The 16,899-nt window shown below is 64.8% G+C and carries 13 protein-coding genes and 1 riboswitch; of the genes, 9 read left to right on the top strand and 4 right to left on the bottom strand.

Features of this window, described 5'->3' with window-relative positions; translation table 11 throughout:
* The first annotated feature begins 1,677 nt into the window (after positions 1 to 1,677).
* From GSQ83_RS27665 to queC, 5 genes are read left to right on the top strand one after another with little or no spacing between them, the layout of a single operon-like run.
* Complete coding sequence (locus GSQ83_RS27665; protein ID WP_158806062.1) at positions 1,678 to 3,225, top strand: ABC transporter ATP-binding protein; 1,548 nt, start codon at positions 1,678 to 1,680, stop codon at positions 3,223 to 3,225.
* A complete protein-coding gene (locus GSQ83_RS27660; protein WP_254065946.1) occupies positions 3,212 to 4,303 on the top strand; it encodes an ABC transporter permease in 1,092 nt (363 codons plus the stop codon). The genes GSQ83_RS27665 and GSQ83_RS27660 overlap by 14 nt, the downstream gene beginning before the upstream one ends.
* On the top strand, positions 4,296 to 5,225 hold the full coding sequence (locus GSQ83_RS27655) for an ABC transporter permease (protein WP_158806060.1): 930 nt from the start codon (positions 4,296 to 4,298) through the stop codon (positions 5,223 to 5,225). Before GSQ83_RS27660 ends, GSQ83_RS27655 begins: the two co-directional genes overlap by 8 nt.
* Before the next feature lie 46 nt (positions 5,226 to 5,271).
* The gene (locus GSQ83_RS27650) at positions 5,272 to 6,363 is read left to right on the top strand and encodes a BMP family ABC transporter substrate-binding protein (RefSeq protein WP_158806059.1); all 1,092 of its coding nucleotides are present in this window, start codon (positions 5,272 to 5,274) and stop codon (positions 6,361 to 6,363) included.
* Positions 6,364 to 6,405: 42 nt separating this feature from the next.
* The gene (gene queC, locus GSQ83_RS27645; protein WP_158806058.1) at positions 6,406 to 7,161 is read left to right on the top strand and encodes a 7-cyano-7-deazaguanine synthase QueC; all 756 of its coding nucleotides are present in this window, start codon (positions 6,406 to 6,408) and stop codon (positions 7,159 to 7,161) included.
* Positions 7,162 to 7,173: 12 nt separating this feature from the next.
* Here queC and thiC read toward each other — a convergent pair whose 3' ends face one another.
* From thiC to GSQ83_RS27630, 3 genes are all read right to left on the bottom strand, one after another.
* The gene (gene thiC / locus GSQ83_RS27640) at positions 7,174 to 8,994 is read right to left on the bottom strand and encodes a phosphomethylpyrimidine synthase ThiC (protein ID WP_158806057.1); all 1,821 of its coding nucleotides are present in this window, start codon (positions 8,992 to 8,994) and stop codon (positions 7,174 to 7,176) included.
* A 49-nt stretch (positions 8,995 to 9,043) separates the two neighbouring features.
* Positions 9,044 to 9,208, bottom strand: a riboswitch (TPP riboswitch).
* Between the two features lie 639 nt (positions 9,209 to 9,847).
* Positions 9,848 to 10,465 carry a methionine biosynthesis protein MetW gene (gene metW / locus GSQ83_RS27635; protein ID WP_158806114.1) on the bottom strand — a complete coding sequence of 206 codons (618 nt, stop codon included), beginning with the start codon at positions 10,463 to 10,465 and terminating at the stop codon, positions 9,848 to 9,850.
* A gap of 50 nt (positions 10,466 to 10,515) precedes the next feature.
* Positions 10,516 to 11,658 (bottom strand): homoserine O-acetyltransferase, encoded by a 1,143-nt coding sequence (locus GSQ83_RS27630; RefSeq protein ID WP_158806056.1) that lies wholly within the window; start codon positions 11,656 to 11,658, stop codon positions 10,516 to 10,518.
* A gap of 112 nt (positions 11,659 to 11,770) precedes the next feature.
* On the opposite strand from GSQ83_RS27630, the gene pheA reads away from it, so the two are divergent.
* Genes pheA through GSQ83_RS27615 form a run of 3 tightly spaced genes read left to right on the top strand, consistent with a single transcriptional unit; the run spans position 11,771 to position 14,638 of the window.
* A complete protein-coding gene (pheA, locus tag GSQ83_RS27625; RefSeq protein ID WP_158806055.1) occupies positions 11,771 to 12,661 on the top strand; it encodes a chorismate mutase in 891 nt (296 codons plus the stop codon).
* Positions 12,658 to 13,761, top strand: a complete 1,104-nt coding sequence (gene hisC, locus GSQ83_RS27620) for a histidinol-phosphate transaminase (RefSeq protein WP_158806054.1) — start codon at positions 12,658 to 12,660, stop codon at positions 13,759 to 13,761. The genes pheA and hisC overlap by 4 nt, the downstream gene beginning before the upstream one ends.
* Entirely contained in the window at positions 13,754 to 14,638 is an 885-nt protein-coding gene (locus GSQ83_RS27615) for a prephenate/arogenate dehydrogenase family protein (RefSeq protein ID WP_158806053.1), read from the top strand. Before hisC ends, GSQ83_RS27615 begins: the two co-directional genes overlap by 8 nt.
* 33 nt (positions 14,639 to 14,671) lie before the next feature.
* On the opposite strand, the gene GSQ83_RS27610 is transcribed toward GSQ83_RS27615, so the two are convergent.
* The gene (locus GSQ83_RS27610) at positions 14,672 to 16,420 is read right to left on the bottom strand and encodes a cytochrome c (RefSeq protein ID WP_158806052.1); all 1,749 of its coding nucleotides are present in this window, start codon (positions 16,418 to 16,420) and stop codon (positions 14,672 to 14,674) included.
* Positions 16,421 to 16,701: 281 nt separating this feature from the next.
* Here GSQ83_RS27610 and GSQ83_RS27605 point away from each other — a divergent pair.
* Positions 16,702 to 16,899: DUF2283 domain-containing protein (locus GSQ83_RS27605; protein ID WP_158806051.1), on the top strand; the 198-nt coding region annotated here is incomplete at its 3' end.

Below are 16,899 nucleotides of genomic sequence, written 5' to 3'. Positions count from 1 at the left end.
GGTACCCCGCAAACCCCGCCGCACCGTCACATAGCGGCGGTTTGGACGGCGATCGGAACCCCTGCCAAGAAGCTTTCCGGATAGGCGAGTTCGCGCTGCAGCGTCTACCAGGGGTTCCCCGCTCTAATTGTTAGCCAGCCCGCTCACCCGTTTACTTACGCAAACGCTGATGCCGCAGAGACACGACGGCCGGAGATTGTTAGTCGTTTAACAAATCCGGAAATCGGTTGAGCTAGTTGGGGATCCCATTCAACGCGGCATCCAGAGTGCCAAAGACTATAGATCCCGTCACGTCGCCTCTGTTGTACATGTTCATTCCGATGGTCCTAAGCTCGTGCCCAATCCGGTTCTGCGTCACAGGGGGTCCGAAAATGTGTCGGCCAAGAACACCGAGGTTACGTCCGGTAAGGCCGTTGTGGAGGGCAGTAACCGTCTGTACATCCCCCGGCGTTACCTCGCTGTTAACCTTTCGCGCGAGCGCCCTGAGGGCTGGGGAGGGCGGAGGCAAGCGTTGTGGCGGCTGGCTATGCCGGGGGCCAAAGGCCGATATATTGGCGGCCGGTGGCTGACGCGGTTTGAAAACTTGAGCTTCGCCGCCACGCGCCGCTTGCGCGTCGTGCGTCGCCGTTGTGCTTGTCGGTGGAATACGCATTTTTAAACCTTCGCTCGATTGAACCCGCAGCCAGCCGCACCAGAAACGGCCCGCTGCGCAACCAGCGATAAGGCAAAATGTTAAAAAACGTCTTACTTACAAAACGTTATCGATGTGCAATATCTTGGCGTCGCGGCATAACTCTGCTGGGATTTCATAGTTACTCAGAAACGATTGTCCGAAAATCGGAGGAATGGGATGCCCGGAGGCTTCTTGCCGCCGATCGTGACACAATCGAGGCGCGGGTCGCCGGCTGCCTGGATCAGCCATGACAGGTACAAAAGGACCATTCCCGGGACATAAAGCTTGACTTATGTCTTGCGTAGAGGGGCACGGAGCGAGAACACTTGGAGCGTGGGCCGCAAGTTCAGTCGAGGCTAGCGGGCCGCCAACCCAGGAAGGTCCCACCGGAACAGTATTCGATGGCTACCGTCCGCTCCGGACGGCGGGCAACTTATTGGAACACGAACCCCGCAATGATGTACAACGCATACCATATCGGAGCCGTTACAACCGCTGCAAATTTCGCAAAATGCCGCAGCGTGAAGAGGTCTCCGCCCTTGGTCATCTCACCCTTGCTTGGCTCGACCCCGGTCGTCACCGGATCGGGATCGACCGCACTTCGCGCCGCGGGCGGCGGTTTCGGTAGCCCATAGTCGATTGGGCCGGGATGAGACCCGGCGTGTGGTGGTGACTTTCGAGGCATGTTTCGCCAACCCGGCGCTCGATATGGCGACTAATTTCGTTGTATTGTCGATTTTATGTCTCGCTCGAAATTTGGCTCGCGCGCGTTCGGCAGTGGGGCGAGCGAGGCGGCTGGACGACTGTCGATTCTCAGGGTCATAAGCCTGTTCCTATGCTGATCGGGTGAGCTTGCGGTAGAGGCGTTGACCGCGGTCCCGATGCGTTAGCTTATCTAACGGCTCGCCCGTTAAAAACTCCTTGCGAGCCGCTGACTGCCCCAGTGGTGCAGCGCAGCATCTAGACGGTGGACGCGGGGGTGAATCGGCCTCTACACTTCCCGCATGGCTGCCATTCCGCCCCTCAGTGACACTCTACCCGCCCGGCTGACGCTGCGGGGCATTTCCAAGACCTATGGCAGCAACCGCGCCAATGACGGCATCGATCTCACGGTGGGAGCCGGTGAAATCCACGCACTCCTCGGCGAAAACGGCGCCGGCAAAAGCACGCTGGTCAAGATCATCTATGGCGTGACCCAGCCGGATGCGGGCGCGATCACCTGGGATGGCCAGCCGGTGCAGATCAACACGCCCCATGCCGCCCGCGCGCTTGGCATCGGCATGGTGTTCCAGCATTTCTCGCTGTTCGAGTCGCTGACGGTCGCCGAGAATATTGCGCTCGGACTGGATCATCCGCCGCCGATGGCGGAACTCGCCGCCCGCATCGGCGAAATGTCCGCGCGCTACGGCCTTGCCGTCACAGCAGGCCGCCACGTGCATCACCTTTCAGTCGGCGAGCGCCAGCGGGTCGAGATCCTGCGCTGCCTGCTGCAATCGCCGAGGCTGCTCATCCTCGACGAGCCTACCGCCGTGCTGACGCCGCAGGAGGCGGATAACCTGGCCGCCATGCTGCGGCTCCTCGCGGCCGAGGGATGCTCGATTCTTTATATCTCTCACAAGCTTGAGGAGGTGACGGCGCTCTGCGAAGCGGCGACCGTGCTGCGCGCCGGCCGCGGCGTGGGAACCGCCGACCCGCGCCAGGTCTCCGGCCAAGCACTCGCCGAGATGATGGTGGGCAGCGCGCTGCCCGAGGTGGCGCGGCCGACGGCGGCGGAGCTGGGGCCGGTTTGCCTCGAACTCGCGGGCCTCTCGCTCGAACCGGACTCGCCTTTCGGCACGGCGCTGCGCGACATCTCCTTCCGGCTGCGAGAAGGTGAGATCCTCGGCATCGCCGGGGTTGCGGGAAACGGCCAGACGGAGTTGCTGGCGGCACTATCCGGCGAGCGCCTCGTGGCTCAGCCGGAAATTGTGCATATCGCGGGCAAAGCAGCAGGCAATCTCGGCCCCACGGCGCGGCGGCGGCTTGGTCTCGCCTTCATCCCGGAGGAACGGATCGGGCGGGGCGCTGTCGGGCCCATGACACTCGCCGAGAACCTGCTGCTCTCCGGCGAGTCTCCGCTCGTGATCCATCGCGGCCGGCTGCTGAAGCGTGCGCTGGCCGTGATTAAGCGCTTCGGCGTGCGCGCTTCTGGTGCCGCCGCGGCCGCATCATCGCTGTCGGGCGGCAATCTCCAGAAATACATCGTCGGCCGGGAAATCGCCGACCGGCCGCGCGTGCTGCTGGCGGCGCATCCCACCTGGGGCGTCGATATCGGAGCGGCTCTCGCGATCCGCAAAGCAATACTGGCGCTCGCCGCCAAGGGTACCGGCGTATTGATCGTGTCCGAGGATCTCTCGGAACTGTTCGAGATCACGCATCGCATTGCGGTGCTCTCGGAAGGGCGGCTGTTTCCCCCGATGGCGACGGCCAATGCCAGTATCGAGACGGTGGGCCAGCAAATGGGCGGACTGCACGGCGCGGAAAAGCTGGAGGCCGATCTTGTTCCGGCTTGAGGCGCGGCAAAGCCCGTCTCGCGCGATGTTCTGGCTTTCGCCGCTCGTCGCGGTCGTGCTGTCGTTGGTGGCGAGCGCCATCATCTTCGCGCTGCTCGGTAAGCCGCCGGTCGCCGCCTTGCGGATCATGGTGGTGGATCCGCTGGTCGGGCTGAACAACCTCGCGGAACTCGCGCTGAAGGCGACGCCGCTTTTGCTTTGCGCAATCGGCATCGCCATCGGCTGCCGCGCGAATGTCTGGAACATCGGGGCCGAGGGGCAACTCACCCTTGGCGGTATTTGCGGGAGCTGGGTGGCGCTGAATTTCGGCGGCGCGGGGCATGTCTGGGCTTTGCCGCTCATGCTGCTGGCTGGGATCGCGGGCGGTGTTTTGTGGGCGGCTATTCCGGCGTTCCTGCGCACCCGGTTCAACGCGCACGAGATCCTGACGACGCTCATGCTGACCTATGTCGCGCTGCATCTGCTCGGCTATCTGGTGCGCGGACCATGGCGCGATCCGGCGGGCTTCAACTTCCCGCAGAGCAAGACCTTCGCCGATGATGTCTCGATGCCGATCATCCTGCCCACGACGCGGCTGCATCTCGGCGCGCTGGTGGCGCTGCTGGTGGTGCCCGCCGCCGCCTTCCTGATGCGACGAACCTTCGCGGGCTATCGCATCCGGGTGGTCGGGCTGGCGCCGGGCGCCGCGCGTTACGCCGGTTTCAGCCAGAAGCGCGTGGTGTGGCTTTGCCTGCTGCTCAGCGGCGGCCTCGCCGGTTTCGCCGGGATCTGTGAGGTGGCGGGGCCGCTCGGCCAATTGCAGCCAACAATTTCGCCGGGCTACGGCTTCGCGGCGATCATCGTCGCTTATCTCGGGCGGCTGGACCCCTGGGGCATCCTGGCGGCGAGCCTGCTCATGGCACTGATTTATATCGGCGGCGATGCGCTGCAGGTGTCGCTGCAGATGCCGACAGCGATGAGCGGCGTGATACAGGGTCTTGTTCTGTTTTTCCTACTGGGCATGGATCTGTTCATCGGCTTCCAGTTCCGTTTTGGGCGCCGCAGCCCCAAGCCTGTGGGGCAACTCGCCGATGCATGATCTGGTGCTGATTGTCGCGATCCTCGTCGCGACGCTGCGGGCGGCGACGCCGCTGATCCTGGCGGGGCTCGGCGAATTGGTGACCGAGAAAAGCGGCGTGCTCAACCTCGGCGTCGAGGGCACGATGCTGATGGGGGCGGCGGCAGGCTTCATCGGCACGGTCACCACGCATAGCCTGATCGCGGGCTTCATCCTCGCCATCATCGTCGGTGTTCTGATGTCGATGATCTTCGCCGTGCTGACGCAGACATTTCTCGCCAACCAGACCGCGAGCGGCCTGGCGCTGACCATCTTCGGCGCCGGGCTCAGCACGCTGATCGGCAATCCGTTCGAGAGCCGCACGCTTGGCGGTTTCCAGAACGCCTTGATCCCCGGCCTCTCGACCTTTTCGCCGCTATGGCAGCAGGTGTTGCAGATCGACCCGCTGGTGATCCTGGCGCTGCTGCTGGCCTTCGGCGTGCATCTGTTCCTGTCGCGCAGCCGCAAGGGTCTCATCCTGCGGGCGGTCGGCGAGAATCCGGAGGTCGCGCATGCGCTCGGCCATCCGGTGATCCGGCTGCGCTACGCGGCGCTCGCTTTCGGTGGCGGGATGAGCGGGCTGGCCGGGGCTTATCTCAGCTTGGTCTATACGCCGCTGTGGAACGAGGGAATGACGGCGGGGCGGGGCTGGATCGCACTGGCATTGGTGACATTCTCGACCTGGAAGCCGGGTTGGCTGGTCGCGGGCGCGCTGCTGTTCGGCTTCGTCACCATCGCGCAGTTCCAGGCTGAAGCCTTCGGCATCGACGTGCCGAGCGATATTCTGGCGATGCTGCCCTATCTCTCGACAATCCTGGTCTTGGTGCTGATCTCCCGCGATGCTACGCGGCTCAAGCTCAACGCGCCCGGCGCGCTTGGCCGGAGCTTCCACGCGACGGCATGAGGTTTGCAAGGGCGTCGGGAACGAAACCGCCAGTGAGGAAATGCCCATGACCCCATCCCGCCGCGAAGTACTGCTGACCGGCCTCGGCGGTATTGCCGGCGCCGCCACTGGCGCGCTCGGCCTGCGCTCCGCCCGCGCGGCCGATCCCTTCGGCGTCGGCTTCGTCTATGTCGGCCCGATCAGCAATGCCGGCTGGACCTACCAGCACAACCTGGGTCGCCTCGCGGTGGAGAAGGCTTTCGGCAACCGTGTGAAAACCAACTATGTCGAGAGCGTGCCGGAAGGTGCTGACGCCGAGCGTGTCATCCGCCAGCTCAGCGCGACCAATGGCCTGATCTTCACGACGTCCTTCGGCTATATGGAGCCGACGCTGAAGGTCGCGCGGCAGTTTCCGAACATCCGCTACGAGCACTGCACCGGCTATAAGATGGCGAAGAATGTCGGCATCTATAATGCGCGCTTCTATGAGGGCCGCTACATCGCCGGCGTCGTCTCGGGCGCCATGAGCAAGACCGGCGTGCTAGGACATGTCGCGCCCTTCCCCATTCCCGAAGTGGCACAGGGCATCAACGCGCTGATACTTGGCGCTCGGTCGGTCAACCCGAAGATCAAGATCAAGCTGGTCTGGACCTCTTCCTGGTTCGATCCGGGCAAAGAGAAAGAGGCGGCGGATGCGCTGATCGGCCAGGGCTGCGATGTGCTCTCCAACCACACCGATTCCACGGCGGTCGTGCAGGCGGCGGAGGAAAAGGGCGTGTGGTGCACCGGCTATGATTCGGACATGTCGCAATTCGCGCCGAAGATGTGCCTGACCTCGGTTACTGAGGATTGGAGCGACTACTACGTCAAGCGGGTGCAGGCCGCGATGGATGGCAGCTGGACACCGGACAATGTCTGGGGCGGCTTCAAGAGCGGCATGATCAAGATGACGCCCTATAACAAGGCGGTGCCGGAGCATGCGGTGAACGATGCAGAGGCGAAGATCGCGGCGATCGCGCAGGGCAGTTTCTCGCCCTTCCAGGGTCCGATCAACGACCAGTTCGGCGCCCAGAAGGTGGCGAGCGGCGCCAAGCTGACCGACGACCAGATCCTCAGCATGAACTGGCTCGCGGAGGGTGTGGAAGGCAAGCTTGGCTGACGCACGGCCACAGTCTGGACATCCGGAACGGCGGGCGGCGGGATGACGATCGCCGAGACGCCCAGCGAGGACGCGGCCCTCGTCATGTTCTCCGGGGGGCAGGATTCGACGACCTGCCTCGCCTGGGCGCTCGATCGCTATCGGCAGGTCGAGACCGTGGGTTTCAACTACGGCCAGCGGCATGCGGTCGAGCTCGAATGCCGAGCGCCGGTTCGCGAGGCGATCGGAACAATCGGTGACTGGGGCAGTCGCCTCGGCTCGGACCATCTCGTCGATCTGAGGGGCGCGCTGGCGGGGGTGGGCGCAACCGCCATGACGGCCGCCGTCGCGATCGAGGCGACGGCGCAGAACCTGCCGAATACCTTCGTCCCTGGCAGGAACTTGATGTTCTTGACGGCCGCGGCGGGCATCGCCTGGAGGCGAGGTATCAAGCGCATCATCGGCGGGATGTGCGAGACGGATTACTCGGGCTATCCCGACTGCCGGGACGATACGATCAAGGCCATGCAGGTCGCGCTGAATCTCGGCATGCAGACGCGCTTCGTCGTCGAGATGCCTCTCATGTGGATCGACAAGGCGGCGACTTGGGCGATGGCGCAAAGCCTGGGCGGGCAAGCCCTGATCGAGGTCGTCTCGGAACTTACCCATAGCTGCTACCTGGGAGACCGGCGTCATCGCCACGACTGGGGCTATGGTTGCGGCAACTGCCCGGCCTGCGATCTTCGCGCCTCCGGCTGGATGCGCTGGAGAAGCCAGACCTCCCCAGCACATCATGCGGAATCCGCGACTCGCGGGTGACCTCGCTCGTCGTTACTCCGCCGGTTCCGCGACATGAAGCGAATGACCGCCCTGGCGGAACTGCTCGCTCTTCTCTTCCAGCCCCGCGAGCCGCTCGGCATCCGCGCGCAGATCCTGCGAGATGCGCATGGAGCAGAATTTCGGCCCGCACATCGAACAGAAATGCGCGGTCTTGTGCGCCTCCTTCGGTAGCGTCTCGTCGTGGAAAGCGCGCGCCGTATCGGGATCGAGCGAGAGGTTGAACTGATCGGCCCAGCGGAAGGAGAAGCGGGCGCGACTGACCGCGTCATCACGCAGCCGCGCCGCCGGATGGCCTTTCGCGAGATCCGCCGCATGCGCGGCGATACGATAGGTGATGACGCCGGTCTTGACGTCATCGCGATCCGGCAGACCGAGATGCTCCTTCGGCGTCACATAGCAGAGCATCGCGGTGCCGAACCAACCGATCATCGCGGCACCGATCGCCGACGTGATGTGATCGTAGCCCGGAGCGATATCGGTGGTCAGTGGGCCGAGCGTGTAGAACGGTGCTTCGCCACATTCGCGGAGCTGTTTCTCGACATTCACCTTGATCTTGTGCAGCGGCACATGGCCGGGGCCTTCGATCATCACCTGACAGCCGCGCGCCCAGGCGATCTTGGTGAGTTCTCCCAAAGTCTCCAACTCTGCGAATTGCGCCGCGTCATTGGCATCCGCGATCGAGCCCGGCCGCAAACCGTCTCCCAAGGAAAAGGAAACGTCGTAGCGCCGCATGATGTCGCAGATCTCGGCGAAATGCTCGTAGAGGAAACTCTCGCGATGATGGGAGAGGCACCAGCGCGCCATGATCGACCCGCCGCGCGAGACGATTCCGGTCACGCGCTTCGCCGTCAGCGGTACGTGATGCAGGCGCACGCCGGCATGGATGGTGAAATAGTCAACACCCTGTTCCGCCTGTTCGATGAGCGTGTCGCGGAAGATGTCCCAATTCAGCTTCTCGGGCTCGCCGCCGACCTTTTCCAAAGCCTGGTAGATCGGCACGGTGCCGATCGGCACAGGAGCGTTGCGCAGGATCCAACTGCGGATGTTGTGGATGTTGCGCCCGGTCGAGAGATCCATGACCGTGTCGGCGCCCCAGCGGATCGCCCAGACCAGCTTCTCCACCTCCTCCGCCACCGCGGAGGTGACGGCGGAATTGCCGATATTGGCATTGACCTTCACGAGGAAGTTGCGGCCGATCACCATCGGCTCGAGTTCCGGATGGTTGATATTGGCGGGGATGATCGCGCGGCCGGCAGCGATTTCCGCGCGCACGAAATCTGGCGTGATGAAGGCGGGGATGCTGGCGCCGAAATCCTCGCCATCCGCGCGACGGTCCTCGGCGCCGTCCGCGATGCGCGCGCGGCCGAGATTTTCGCGATGCGCGACGTAGCGCATTTCTTCCGTGATGATGCCGTCCCTGGCGAATTCGTACTGCGTGACGCGCTGGCCGTCGCGGCCTTCGCGGAGAGTCTGGGTCGCGGGACAGGGTGGCACGAGGCGATCCGCGGAGACGAAGCCGTTGTCGTCCGGACGAACCGCGCGCGGGGTGGCTTGCGCGAAGCTCCGCGCGGCGATCCAGCCCGCGCGCAGGGGCGGCAATCCCCGCGCGAGGTCGATGGGGGCGGATGGATCGGTGTAGGGTCCCGAGGTGTCGTAGACGCGGACAGGCTCTTCTCGTGCGGAAGGATCGAGCGGGATTTCCCGGAACGGGACGCGGAGGGTCGGGAAATCCTCAGGCGCAGAATAGGTTTTGCGCGAGCCGAAGATCGGGCCGGTTGTGACAGTCTGGGGGGAAGATAGCGGATGGTCCAATAGACATCTCCTCAACGCGGGAGGAGATGGATGGGAGAGACGGATTGGCGGCTGTCTATCCCACCAGTCCCTCCGCCGGCATGACCCGGATCAGGTTCCCCGGACAGCACCTGCGAAGAGGTCTGTTGCCGGCAGGGTCTCCGCGCTGCGGGAGCCTTTCGGCGCCACGCTATCGGTGTCTCAGCCCCTTGTCGGGGCACCCCTTGGTGGCGGGAACCTGCCCGAGGCTGGGGTGGGATGTCAATCTGAGGTTTTGGTAAAACTTTCGCGCGGCGGCGCGACATTGCGGATCGAAAGCCATCGCCGGACGAGGTTGGCGTCGTTCAACTTCTCAGTTTGGGCGACGGCCTGGTTAGCGGAGCAGCAGTATGAGCGCGGGTTGGATTGCGTGACGAGAGCTAGGATCGAAACTGAATTCACCGCTCCTCGCGTCACGATAGCGGCTAGCCTACTTTCATATTATCGATAGCCATTTTCGTTTTGGCTTTGGCGTTGGCTATCCTTTGCTCTTGATGCTGCCGATGCCTCGTGGCCCAAGTCGAACGATTGGGTGCGTCAACGTCGGGCAATGCATTTTTCGCCAACAAAGCAACGAAAGTTGCGGCGACACCCTAGGCGACCTTCTTCCGAGTGAGCAAGGAATGGCCGGTTGGCGAGGGAGCCGACCGGTTGAGCTTGCTGCGGTCAAGACGTTTGTTGAAATCATCCGCAGGGTCAACGCCACTCGCGGACGGTTGCCTAATCGCATCGCTGACAGGCCTAAGCATTCGGGTTGATCCGGTGGATTGAGCTAACATACTCCGAAGAAGGTTACCGCCTCGCTAAAGATTTTCTGACAAGGACGGCCTCTGGCTCACCCCGAAACCCTGTTCGTGCTCCGCCGCAGCACAAACAAACCCTGCTCACCGAATAAATTGGCCAAATGAGGATATCGCCGCCAGGGCGCGCGGTGGCCCTCGTCGTCCAGCGCGAGCCATTGCTCGACGACATAGCCCTCGGCTTCACAGAGCGCGAAGAAGTCGCGGATCGTGCAGGGGTGGATGTTGGGTGTCTCGTACCACATCCGGCCCCAGTTCTTCGTCATCGGCATCCGGCCTCGCAGCAGAAGCTGTGCGCGGAGCGACCAATGACCGAAATTCGGGAAACTCACGATGGCGCGCGCGCTGATGCGCAGCATCTGGCGCAGCACCTCCAACGGCCGCTCGACCGCCTGCAGCGTGCGGGACAGCACGACATAATCGAAGGCCTGGTCGGGATAATGCACGAGGTCGGTATCCGCATCGCCCTGCATCACCGGAAGGCCATGCGCCACCGCGCGCGTCACCAGCGCCATGTCGAGCTCGATGCCGCGCGCATCGCAGCCGCGGCTGCGGAACAGATCGCCGATCAGCGCGCCGTCGCCGCAGCCGATGTCGAGCACGCGCGCGCCCGGCTCTACCAGATCGGCGATGAGCCGCAGATCGACCCGCATCGAGCGCGCCGCATCGGCGATACGCTCCTGCCGGGACGAGCCGTCGGGCATCACGCGACACCCAGATGCTCGGCACAGCCGGCGAGGAAACCGGCCAGCGTGCGATGGAAGTCGGGTTCGTCGAGCAGGAAGGCGTCATGGCCCTTGTCGCTCGCGATCTCGACGAAGCTGACATTCGCGGCGCTTCGGAGAAGTGCATTGACCACGGTACGGCTTTCGGCGGTCGGAAACAGCCAGTCCGAACTGAACGAAACGACGCAGAACCGCGTGCGCGCCCCGGCGAAGGCGCGGCCGAGATCGCCGCCATTCTCCGCCGCGAGATCAAAGAAATCCATCGCGCGCGTGATGAGCAGATAGGAATTCGCGTCGAAGCGGCGGACGAAGGCGCTGCCTTGGTATTGCAGGTAGCTTTCGACCTCGAAGCGGTCGTCGAGCAGGGTCAGGCTGCTCGCATCCCGCAGCCTGCGACCGAACTTACGGGTGAGCGCCTGTTCGCTGAGGTAGGTGATATGCGCGACCATCCGGGCGACCGCGAGGCCGCGCGCCGGTGTCGCGCCCTTCTCCCAGTAGCGCCCTTCGTGCCAGTCGGGATCGGCGAAGATCGCCTGCCGTCCGACCTCGTTGAAGGCGATGTTCTGCGCCGAGTGATGCGCGGCGGTCGCCACCGGAAGGGCCGCGAAGACGGCTTCCGGATAGGTCGCCACCCATTCCAGCACCTGCATCCCGCCCATCGAGCCGCCGATGACGGCGAACAGCCGGCGAATACCGAGATGATCGATCAGGCGTTTCTGCGCGCGCACCATGTCGCGGATGGTGATGGGCGGAAAGTCGCTGCCCCAGGGCTCGCCGGGCTTGTCGTCGTGCGGGCTGCGCGGCCCCGTGGACCCCATGCAGCCACCCAGCACATTGGCGCAGATGACGAAGAAGCGGTCGGTATCGACCGCCCTCCCCGGCCCCACCAGCTCCGACCACCAGCCAGGCCGGCCCGTCAAAGGATGCGTTTCGGCGACGTACTGATCGCCGGTCAGCGCATGGCAAACGAGGATGGCGTTGTCGCCTCGCGGACTTAGCCGGCCATAGGTCCGATAGGCGACGTCGAGATGACGGAGGGAGCGGCCGCAGTCGAGCTCGATGCCGCCGGGGAATGCGGCGTGTTCATGCGCGATCTCGGCAAAGGGCTCCATCCGATCCATGCCGGTCTGATTAGGGCGACGGCGAGCGGGCGGCAATCGCGGCGCGTCTGTTTGCAGTGCAGGGCGGTTCCGCTATCAGTCTCCCCGGAACAATACAGTGTTGGCTTCGGCGATGCAGAGCGATCTTCAGGCCCTGTCGAATGACAAGGCAGAGCCCGTGTTGGCGGCCGGCGACTTGTCCGAGCTGCGGGCCAACCTCGATTCCATCGATGATGCCATCCACGATCTGCTGATGCGCCGGGCGGAAGTGGTCAGCCATATCGCCTCGGTGAAAACAGGCGCCGCGCTCAGGCCGGGCCGCGAGGCCGCCATCATCCGGCGCTTGCTCGCGCGCCATGGCGGCCGCATGCCTGCCAGCGCGATCGTGCGGATTTGGCGCGAAATCCTCGCGGCTAGCACCGGCCAGCAGCAACGCTTTTCCGCCGCCGTCTACGAGCCCGCAACAGACGGGCGCTTTGCCGCTGTGGCCCGCGCACAATTTGGCGCCCTGACGCCAATCCGCCTTTGCCGCAGTGCATCCCAGGCGATCGGCGAAGTGTCAGAGGGGCGCGCGAGCGTCGCGGTGCTGCCGCTGCCCGGGGATGATGACGCCGGTGTCCCATGGTGGCCGAGCCTCTTGCAGCAGCGGAAGGCGGGCGCCGTCCATGTGATCGCTCGCCTGCCCTTCTGGCACAGCCGCCCCGAAGGCACGCCTCAGGCGCAGGCACTTGTCGTTGCGACCACCCCCGCCGACGCTTCCGGAGACGACGTGTCTCTCGTCGCGCTCGAAACGGCCGCCGAGATCAGCCGCGGCGGTCTAGCGAATGCGCTTACCGCCGCCGGTTTCCGGCCGAACGTGGTCGTGCTGAACCGGCCGGGCCATTCGAGTTCCACGCAGATTCTTGTCGAGGTCGCGGGTTATGTGACCGTGGATGATGTCCGGCTCGGCGCCATTCGCGGCCTTGAGCGGCCGGCGCTGCTGGTCGGCGCCTATGCGGTGCCGGTAGGCAGCAAAACCCCATGAATGCAGCACCTCGCCCACGACCCGAAATCCTGTCGATCGCGCCCTATGTCGGCGGCGAGTCGAAGCTGGCTGGAGCCAGCCGTATTATCAAACTTTCCTCCAACGAGGGCGCCTTCGGGCCGCCACCGGGGGCATTGCGGGCGCTCGCCGATGGCGGAGCCGCGTTGCATCGCTACCCGGATGGCGGTTCGGCCGCGTTGCGGGAAGCGATCGGTGCCCGCTTCGGCCTGGACCCCGCGCGGATCGTTTGCGGCAATGGGTCGGATGAGCTCATCGCGCTCCTCATCCAGGGCTATGGCGGCCCCGGCACCGAATTGCTGATGAGCGCGCATGGTTTCGCGATCTACCAGATCGCCGGGGTTCTCGCCGGCGGCACGGTGACCAAGGTGCCGGAGCGCGACCTGGTCGCCGATGTCGACGCCTTCCTGGCGCGAGTTACCGAGCGCACGCGATTGGTCTTTATCGCCAATCCGAACAACCCGACGGGCAGCCTGGTACCGTCCTCCGAAATCGCCCGGCTCCGCGCGGGCCTGCCGCCCGAGACACTGCTGGTGCTCGACGCCGCCTATGCGGAATATGTCGAGGTGCCTGGCTATGATGGCGGCGCCGCGCTTGTCGACGCTGGCGAGGGTACTGTTATGACCCGGACCTTCAGCAAGCTCTGGGGTCTCGGCGGCGTGCGGCTGGGCTGGGCCTATGCGCCGACCGCCATCGCCGATGTTCTCAACCGGCTCCGCGCGCCCTTCAACGTCAATAGCGCCGCGATGGCGGCCGGTATCGCGGCGCTGTCGGAGCCTGGCTGGCTGGAGCGCTCGCGCGCCCATAATTCCGAAGCGCGTGGCCGCCTGACCGCCGCTCTGACGGAAGCCGGGATCCATGTCTGGCCGAGTGAGGCGAATTTCGTGCTCGCCGATTTCGGCACGGAGGCCGAGGCGCTGGCGGCCGACGCGCATCTGCGCGCCACCGGCATCATCGCCCGCCGCGTTGCCTCCTACGAGCTGCCGCATTGCCTGCGCATCACCATCGGCACGGACGCCGAGTGTGCGGCCGTCGCTGAGGCCCTGACGAACTTCATGTCGGAGAGCGCACCCCGTGGCTGAGGTGGTTTTCCAGCGGCTGACCCTGATCGGCCTCGGCCTCATCGGTAGTTCTGTCGCACGTGCGGCGAAAGCGACCGGCGCTGTCGGTGAGGTTGTCGCCTGCGACGCCGATGCCGCCGTGCTCGCGCGCGTCGCCGAGCTGGGCATCGCCGATCGGGTAGAGAGTGACCCGGCGACAGCGGTGACCGGGGCGGATTGCGTGATGCTTTGCGTGCCGGTGGGCGCGCTCGCCGAGGTCGCCGCCGCGATCGCGCCGCATCTGGCGCAGGACGCGGTTCTCACCGATGTCGGCTCGACCAAGGTCTCGGTGATACGGGATGTGGGACCGCTGGTGCCGGCGGGCGTGCATTTCGTGCCGGGTCATCCGCTCGCCGGCACGGAATTCTCCGGCCCCGATGCGGGTTTCGCGACGCTGTTCGAGGGGCGGTGGACGCTACTGGTTCCACCGCCCGGCACCGAGGCGGCGGCGGTCGATCGCATGACGGCGCTATGGCGTCGTTTCGGCTCGATGACGGAGATCATGGAACCGGCGCATCACGACCGGGTTCTGGCGATCGTGAGCCACCTGCCGCATCTGCTCGCCTTCACCATCTGCGGCACGGCGGATGATCTGGCGGATGAAAGCCGTCAGGAAGTCTTGCGTTTCGCGGCCTCGGGTTTCCGCGACTTCACCCGCATCGCGGCCTCCGATCCGACGATGTGGCGGGATGTCTTCCTCAACAACCGCGAGGCGCTGCTCGAGATGCTGGCGCGCTTCACCGAAGACGCGCAGGCGATGGCACGCGCGATCCGCTGGGGCGACTCGGCTTACATCGAGGACAGGGTGCTGCGCGGCCGTAAGATCCGGCGCAGCCTCATCGACCTCAAACAGGCCTGAGCGGCGCGCCTATCGTGGCGCGCCGGAGCCGGACTACTGCCCGGCCCCCGCGCTCGCCTTCGCCGCCTGCTGCGACATCCACTGTGATGGGCTGACACCTGCAGTCTGCGCGGCCTGAGCAATCGCCTGCGCCTGAGCGCTGGTAACCACGGCTGTCACCATCGCCTTGGAGGGGCCCGGCGGCGCCGTGGTGGTCGCCAGGATACTCGCGACCTGGCTGTTGAATTGCAGCATACGCTCGGTCATGTCGGAGCGGCTCAGGCTCGGGTCATTGGCGACCGTCGGGCAATAAGCCGCGTTCATCGTATTCATGACGTCGGAAACCGACGTGCCAGGGTTGTCCGTGCGGATCTGCTGGATCACCGAGGTCATGCGGCTCAGCATATCGGCATCGGTGCCGCTCGCCAGCAGGTTGGCCTGCCCGTCCGTCGCCATGGTGCCGGCGATCATTGAGGCACCGACCTTGGGGCAGTTCATCCGGCGCGCCGCGTTGCTGCCGGCGGCGCCCGCCACCTCGTCGGCCATAGCGATGCTACGCAGGCCCGCGACAATGCCGGGGGTCGCGTTGGCCGAGCCTTTGTTGCCCCAGGCGGTCCGCGCGTAGTTCACGATATCGGCGATTTCCTGATTGTTCAGCGCGCCGGCGAAGCTCGGCATCGCGCCGTAACCGCCACCGCCGGGCAAACCGTTCAGGACCGGTGCGACCACGCTATCGGGTAGTTCGGCCAAGACAGCCGCGTTGCCCGCGAGATTGGGGATCGCGCCCTTGACGCCGCTGCCATCCGGCTTGTGGCACTGCGCGCAATTGCCGTTGTAGAGCGCCTCACCTGCGGCCGCCTGCTTCGGCTTGATCGCGACGATCGCGGTCATCACGGGGCGCTTCTCGGCACCCTTGAGGTATGTCGCGATCGCGGTCAGGTCATCTTCCGTCAGGTAGCGCATGCTCTCATGCACCACCTCGGCCATCGGCCCATAGGCGACACCGAGGTTCGGTTCCTCACCCGTCCGAAGGAACTGCACGATTTCCGGAACCGTTCGCGCACCAATCCCCGCCTCGGGGTCGGCCGAGATATTCGGCGCGTAGTAATTATCGACGATGCCGCCCGAGAGCGAGCGGCCAAGCTGCATCGCGCCAAGGAGGTTGCGAGGCGTGTGGCACTCGCCGCAATGGCCAGGCCCCTGCACCAGATAGGCACCCCGGTTCCACGCGGCCGACTGACCTGGGTCGTTCTTAAACTCACCCGCACGGAAGAACATGATCCGCCAGCCGAGCAACGACAGGCGGATGTTGAAGGGGAAGGAGAGCTGGTTGACGTCCCGCTTCACGCTGACCGGCTTGAGCGAGAAGAGATAGGCCTTCACGGCCATCACATCCGCCCGCGTCATCTTGGTGTACGAGGTGAAGGACATGACCGGATAAATGTATTCGCCATGCTGGCCGATGCCGTCATGGATGATCCGGTAGAACTGATCGTCGGTCCAGGTGCCGATGCCGGTCGCTTTGTCCGGCGTGATATTGGGCGAGACCATCGGCCCGAAGGGCGTCCGCAGATAGAGGCCACCGGAGAAGGGCACGTCGCCCGGCCCGGTATGGCAAGGCATGCAGTCCGAGGCGCGCATGATATAGGCGCCATGGCCGACTGGGTCCGAGGGGCCTGGATCATGCGGCACCACGGTATCGGTCGCGCTTAGCGCGCGCGTCGCCCCAATGCTCATCCCGAACCCGCACAGCAATGCCAGGACGGCCCCCGAGACTACTCGCCTGCCCCACCATCCGCGCATCGAGACCCGCCTTTCCAACCACGGCGCCGCCGACCCGGCCGCGCCGCCATGACTTCGTTCGTCTTTATACCGATCCCCGGCACGATTTGAAGGCGCTGGCCGAGGCTAAAGAACGCACCGGCTGCCGTCATCCCGGATGGCTCGGTTTCGTTGCAACTGAAGACGCGGGCATGAGGCACTCAATGATCCGCTATCTGCCGCGTAGTTTAGCGGGCTGAAAGGTCTGATCGGGTAATGCTAACCACCTTCTTCGACCGGAACGCGCTGAGAGTGAGGCGCCTATGATCAAGACCAGTTACGACCCCGTGGCCGACGCTATGTTCGTCTGGCTAGCGTCGGAAGGCGCCAAAATCGCCGATACGGCCGAGGTCGCTCCGGGCATCATGCTCGACTATGACGACTGCGCAAAAGTGATCGGCATCGAAGTGCTGGACATGCGCCGCCGCTCCGTGGAGGGCCTGCCGCTTATCATGGCCGAG

Source organism: Acidisoma sp. L85 (assembly GCF_009765865.1).
Classification (GTDB): Bacteria; Pseudomonadota; Alphaproteobacteria; order Acetobacterales; family Acetobacteraceae; genus Acidisoma.
This window is presented reverse-complemented; position numbering and strand designations above follow the sequence as displayed.

What these genes read in the sequence shown, in the direction of transcription:
- GSQ83_RS27665 (WP_158806062.1), top strand. Translation starts at nt 1,678, where the DNA reads ATGGCTGCCATTCCGCCCCTCAGTGACACTCTACCCGCCCGGCTGACG.
- GSQ83_RS27655 (WP_158806060.1), top strand. Translation starts at nt 4,296, where the DNA reads ATGCATGATCTGGTGCTGATTGTCGCGATCCTCGTCGCGACGCTGCGG.
- GSQ83_RS27650 (WP_158806059.1), top strand. Translation starts at nt 5,272, where the DNA reads ATGACCCCATCCCGCCGCGAAGTACTGCTGACCGGCCTCGGCGGTATT.
- queC (WP_158806058.1), top strand. Translation starts at nt 6,406, where the DNA reads ATGACGATCGCCGAGACGCCCAGCGAGGACGCGGCCCTCGTCATGTTC.
- metW (WP_158806114.1), bottom strand. Translation starts at nt 10,465, where the DNA reads ATGCGGGTCGATCTGCGGCTCATCGCCGATCTGGTAGAGCCGGGCGCG.
- GSQ83_RS27630 (WP_158806056.1), bottom strand. Translation starts at nt 11,658, where the DNA reads ATGGATCGGATGGAGCCCTTTGCCGAGATCGCGCATGAACACGCCGCA.
- pheA (WP_158806055.1), top strand. Translation starts at nt 11,771, where the DNA reads ATGCAGAGCGATCTTCAGGCCCTGTCGAATGACAAGGCAGAGCCCGTG.
- hisC (WP_158806054.1), top strand. Translation starts at nt 12,658, where the DNA reads ATGAATGCAGCACCTCGCCCACGACCCGAAATCCTGTCGATCGCGCCC.
- GSQ83_RS27610 (WP_158806052.1), bottom strand. Translation starts at nt 16,420, where the DNA reads ATGCGCGGATGGTGGGGCAGGCGAGTAGTCTCGGGGGCCGTCCTGGCA.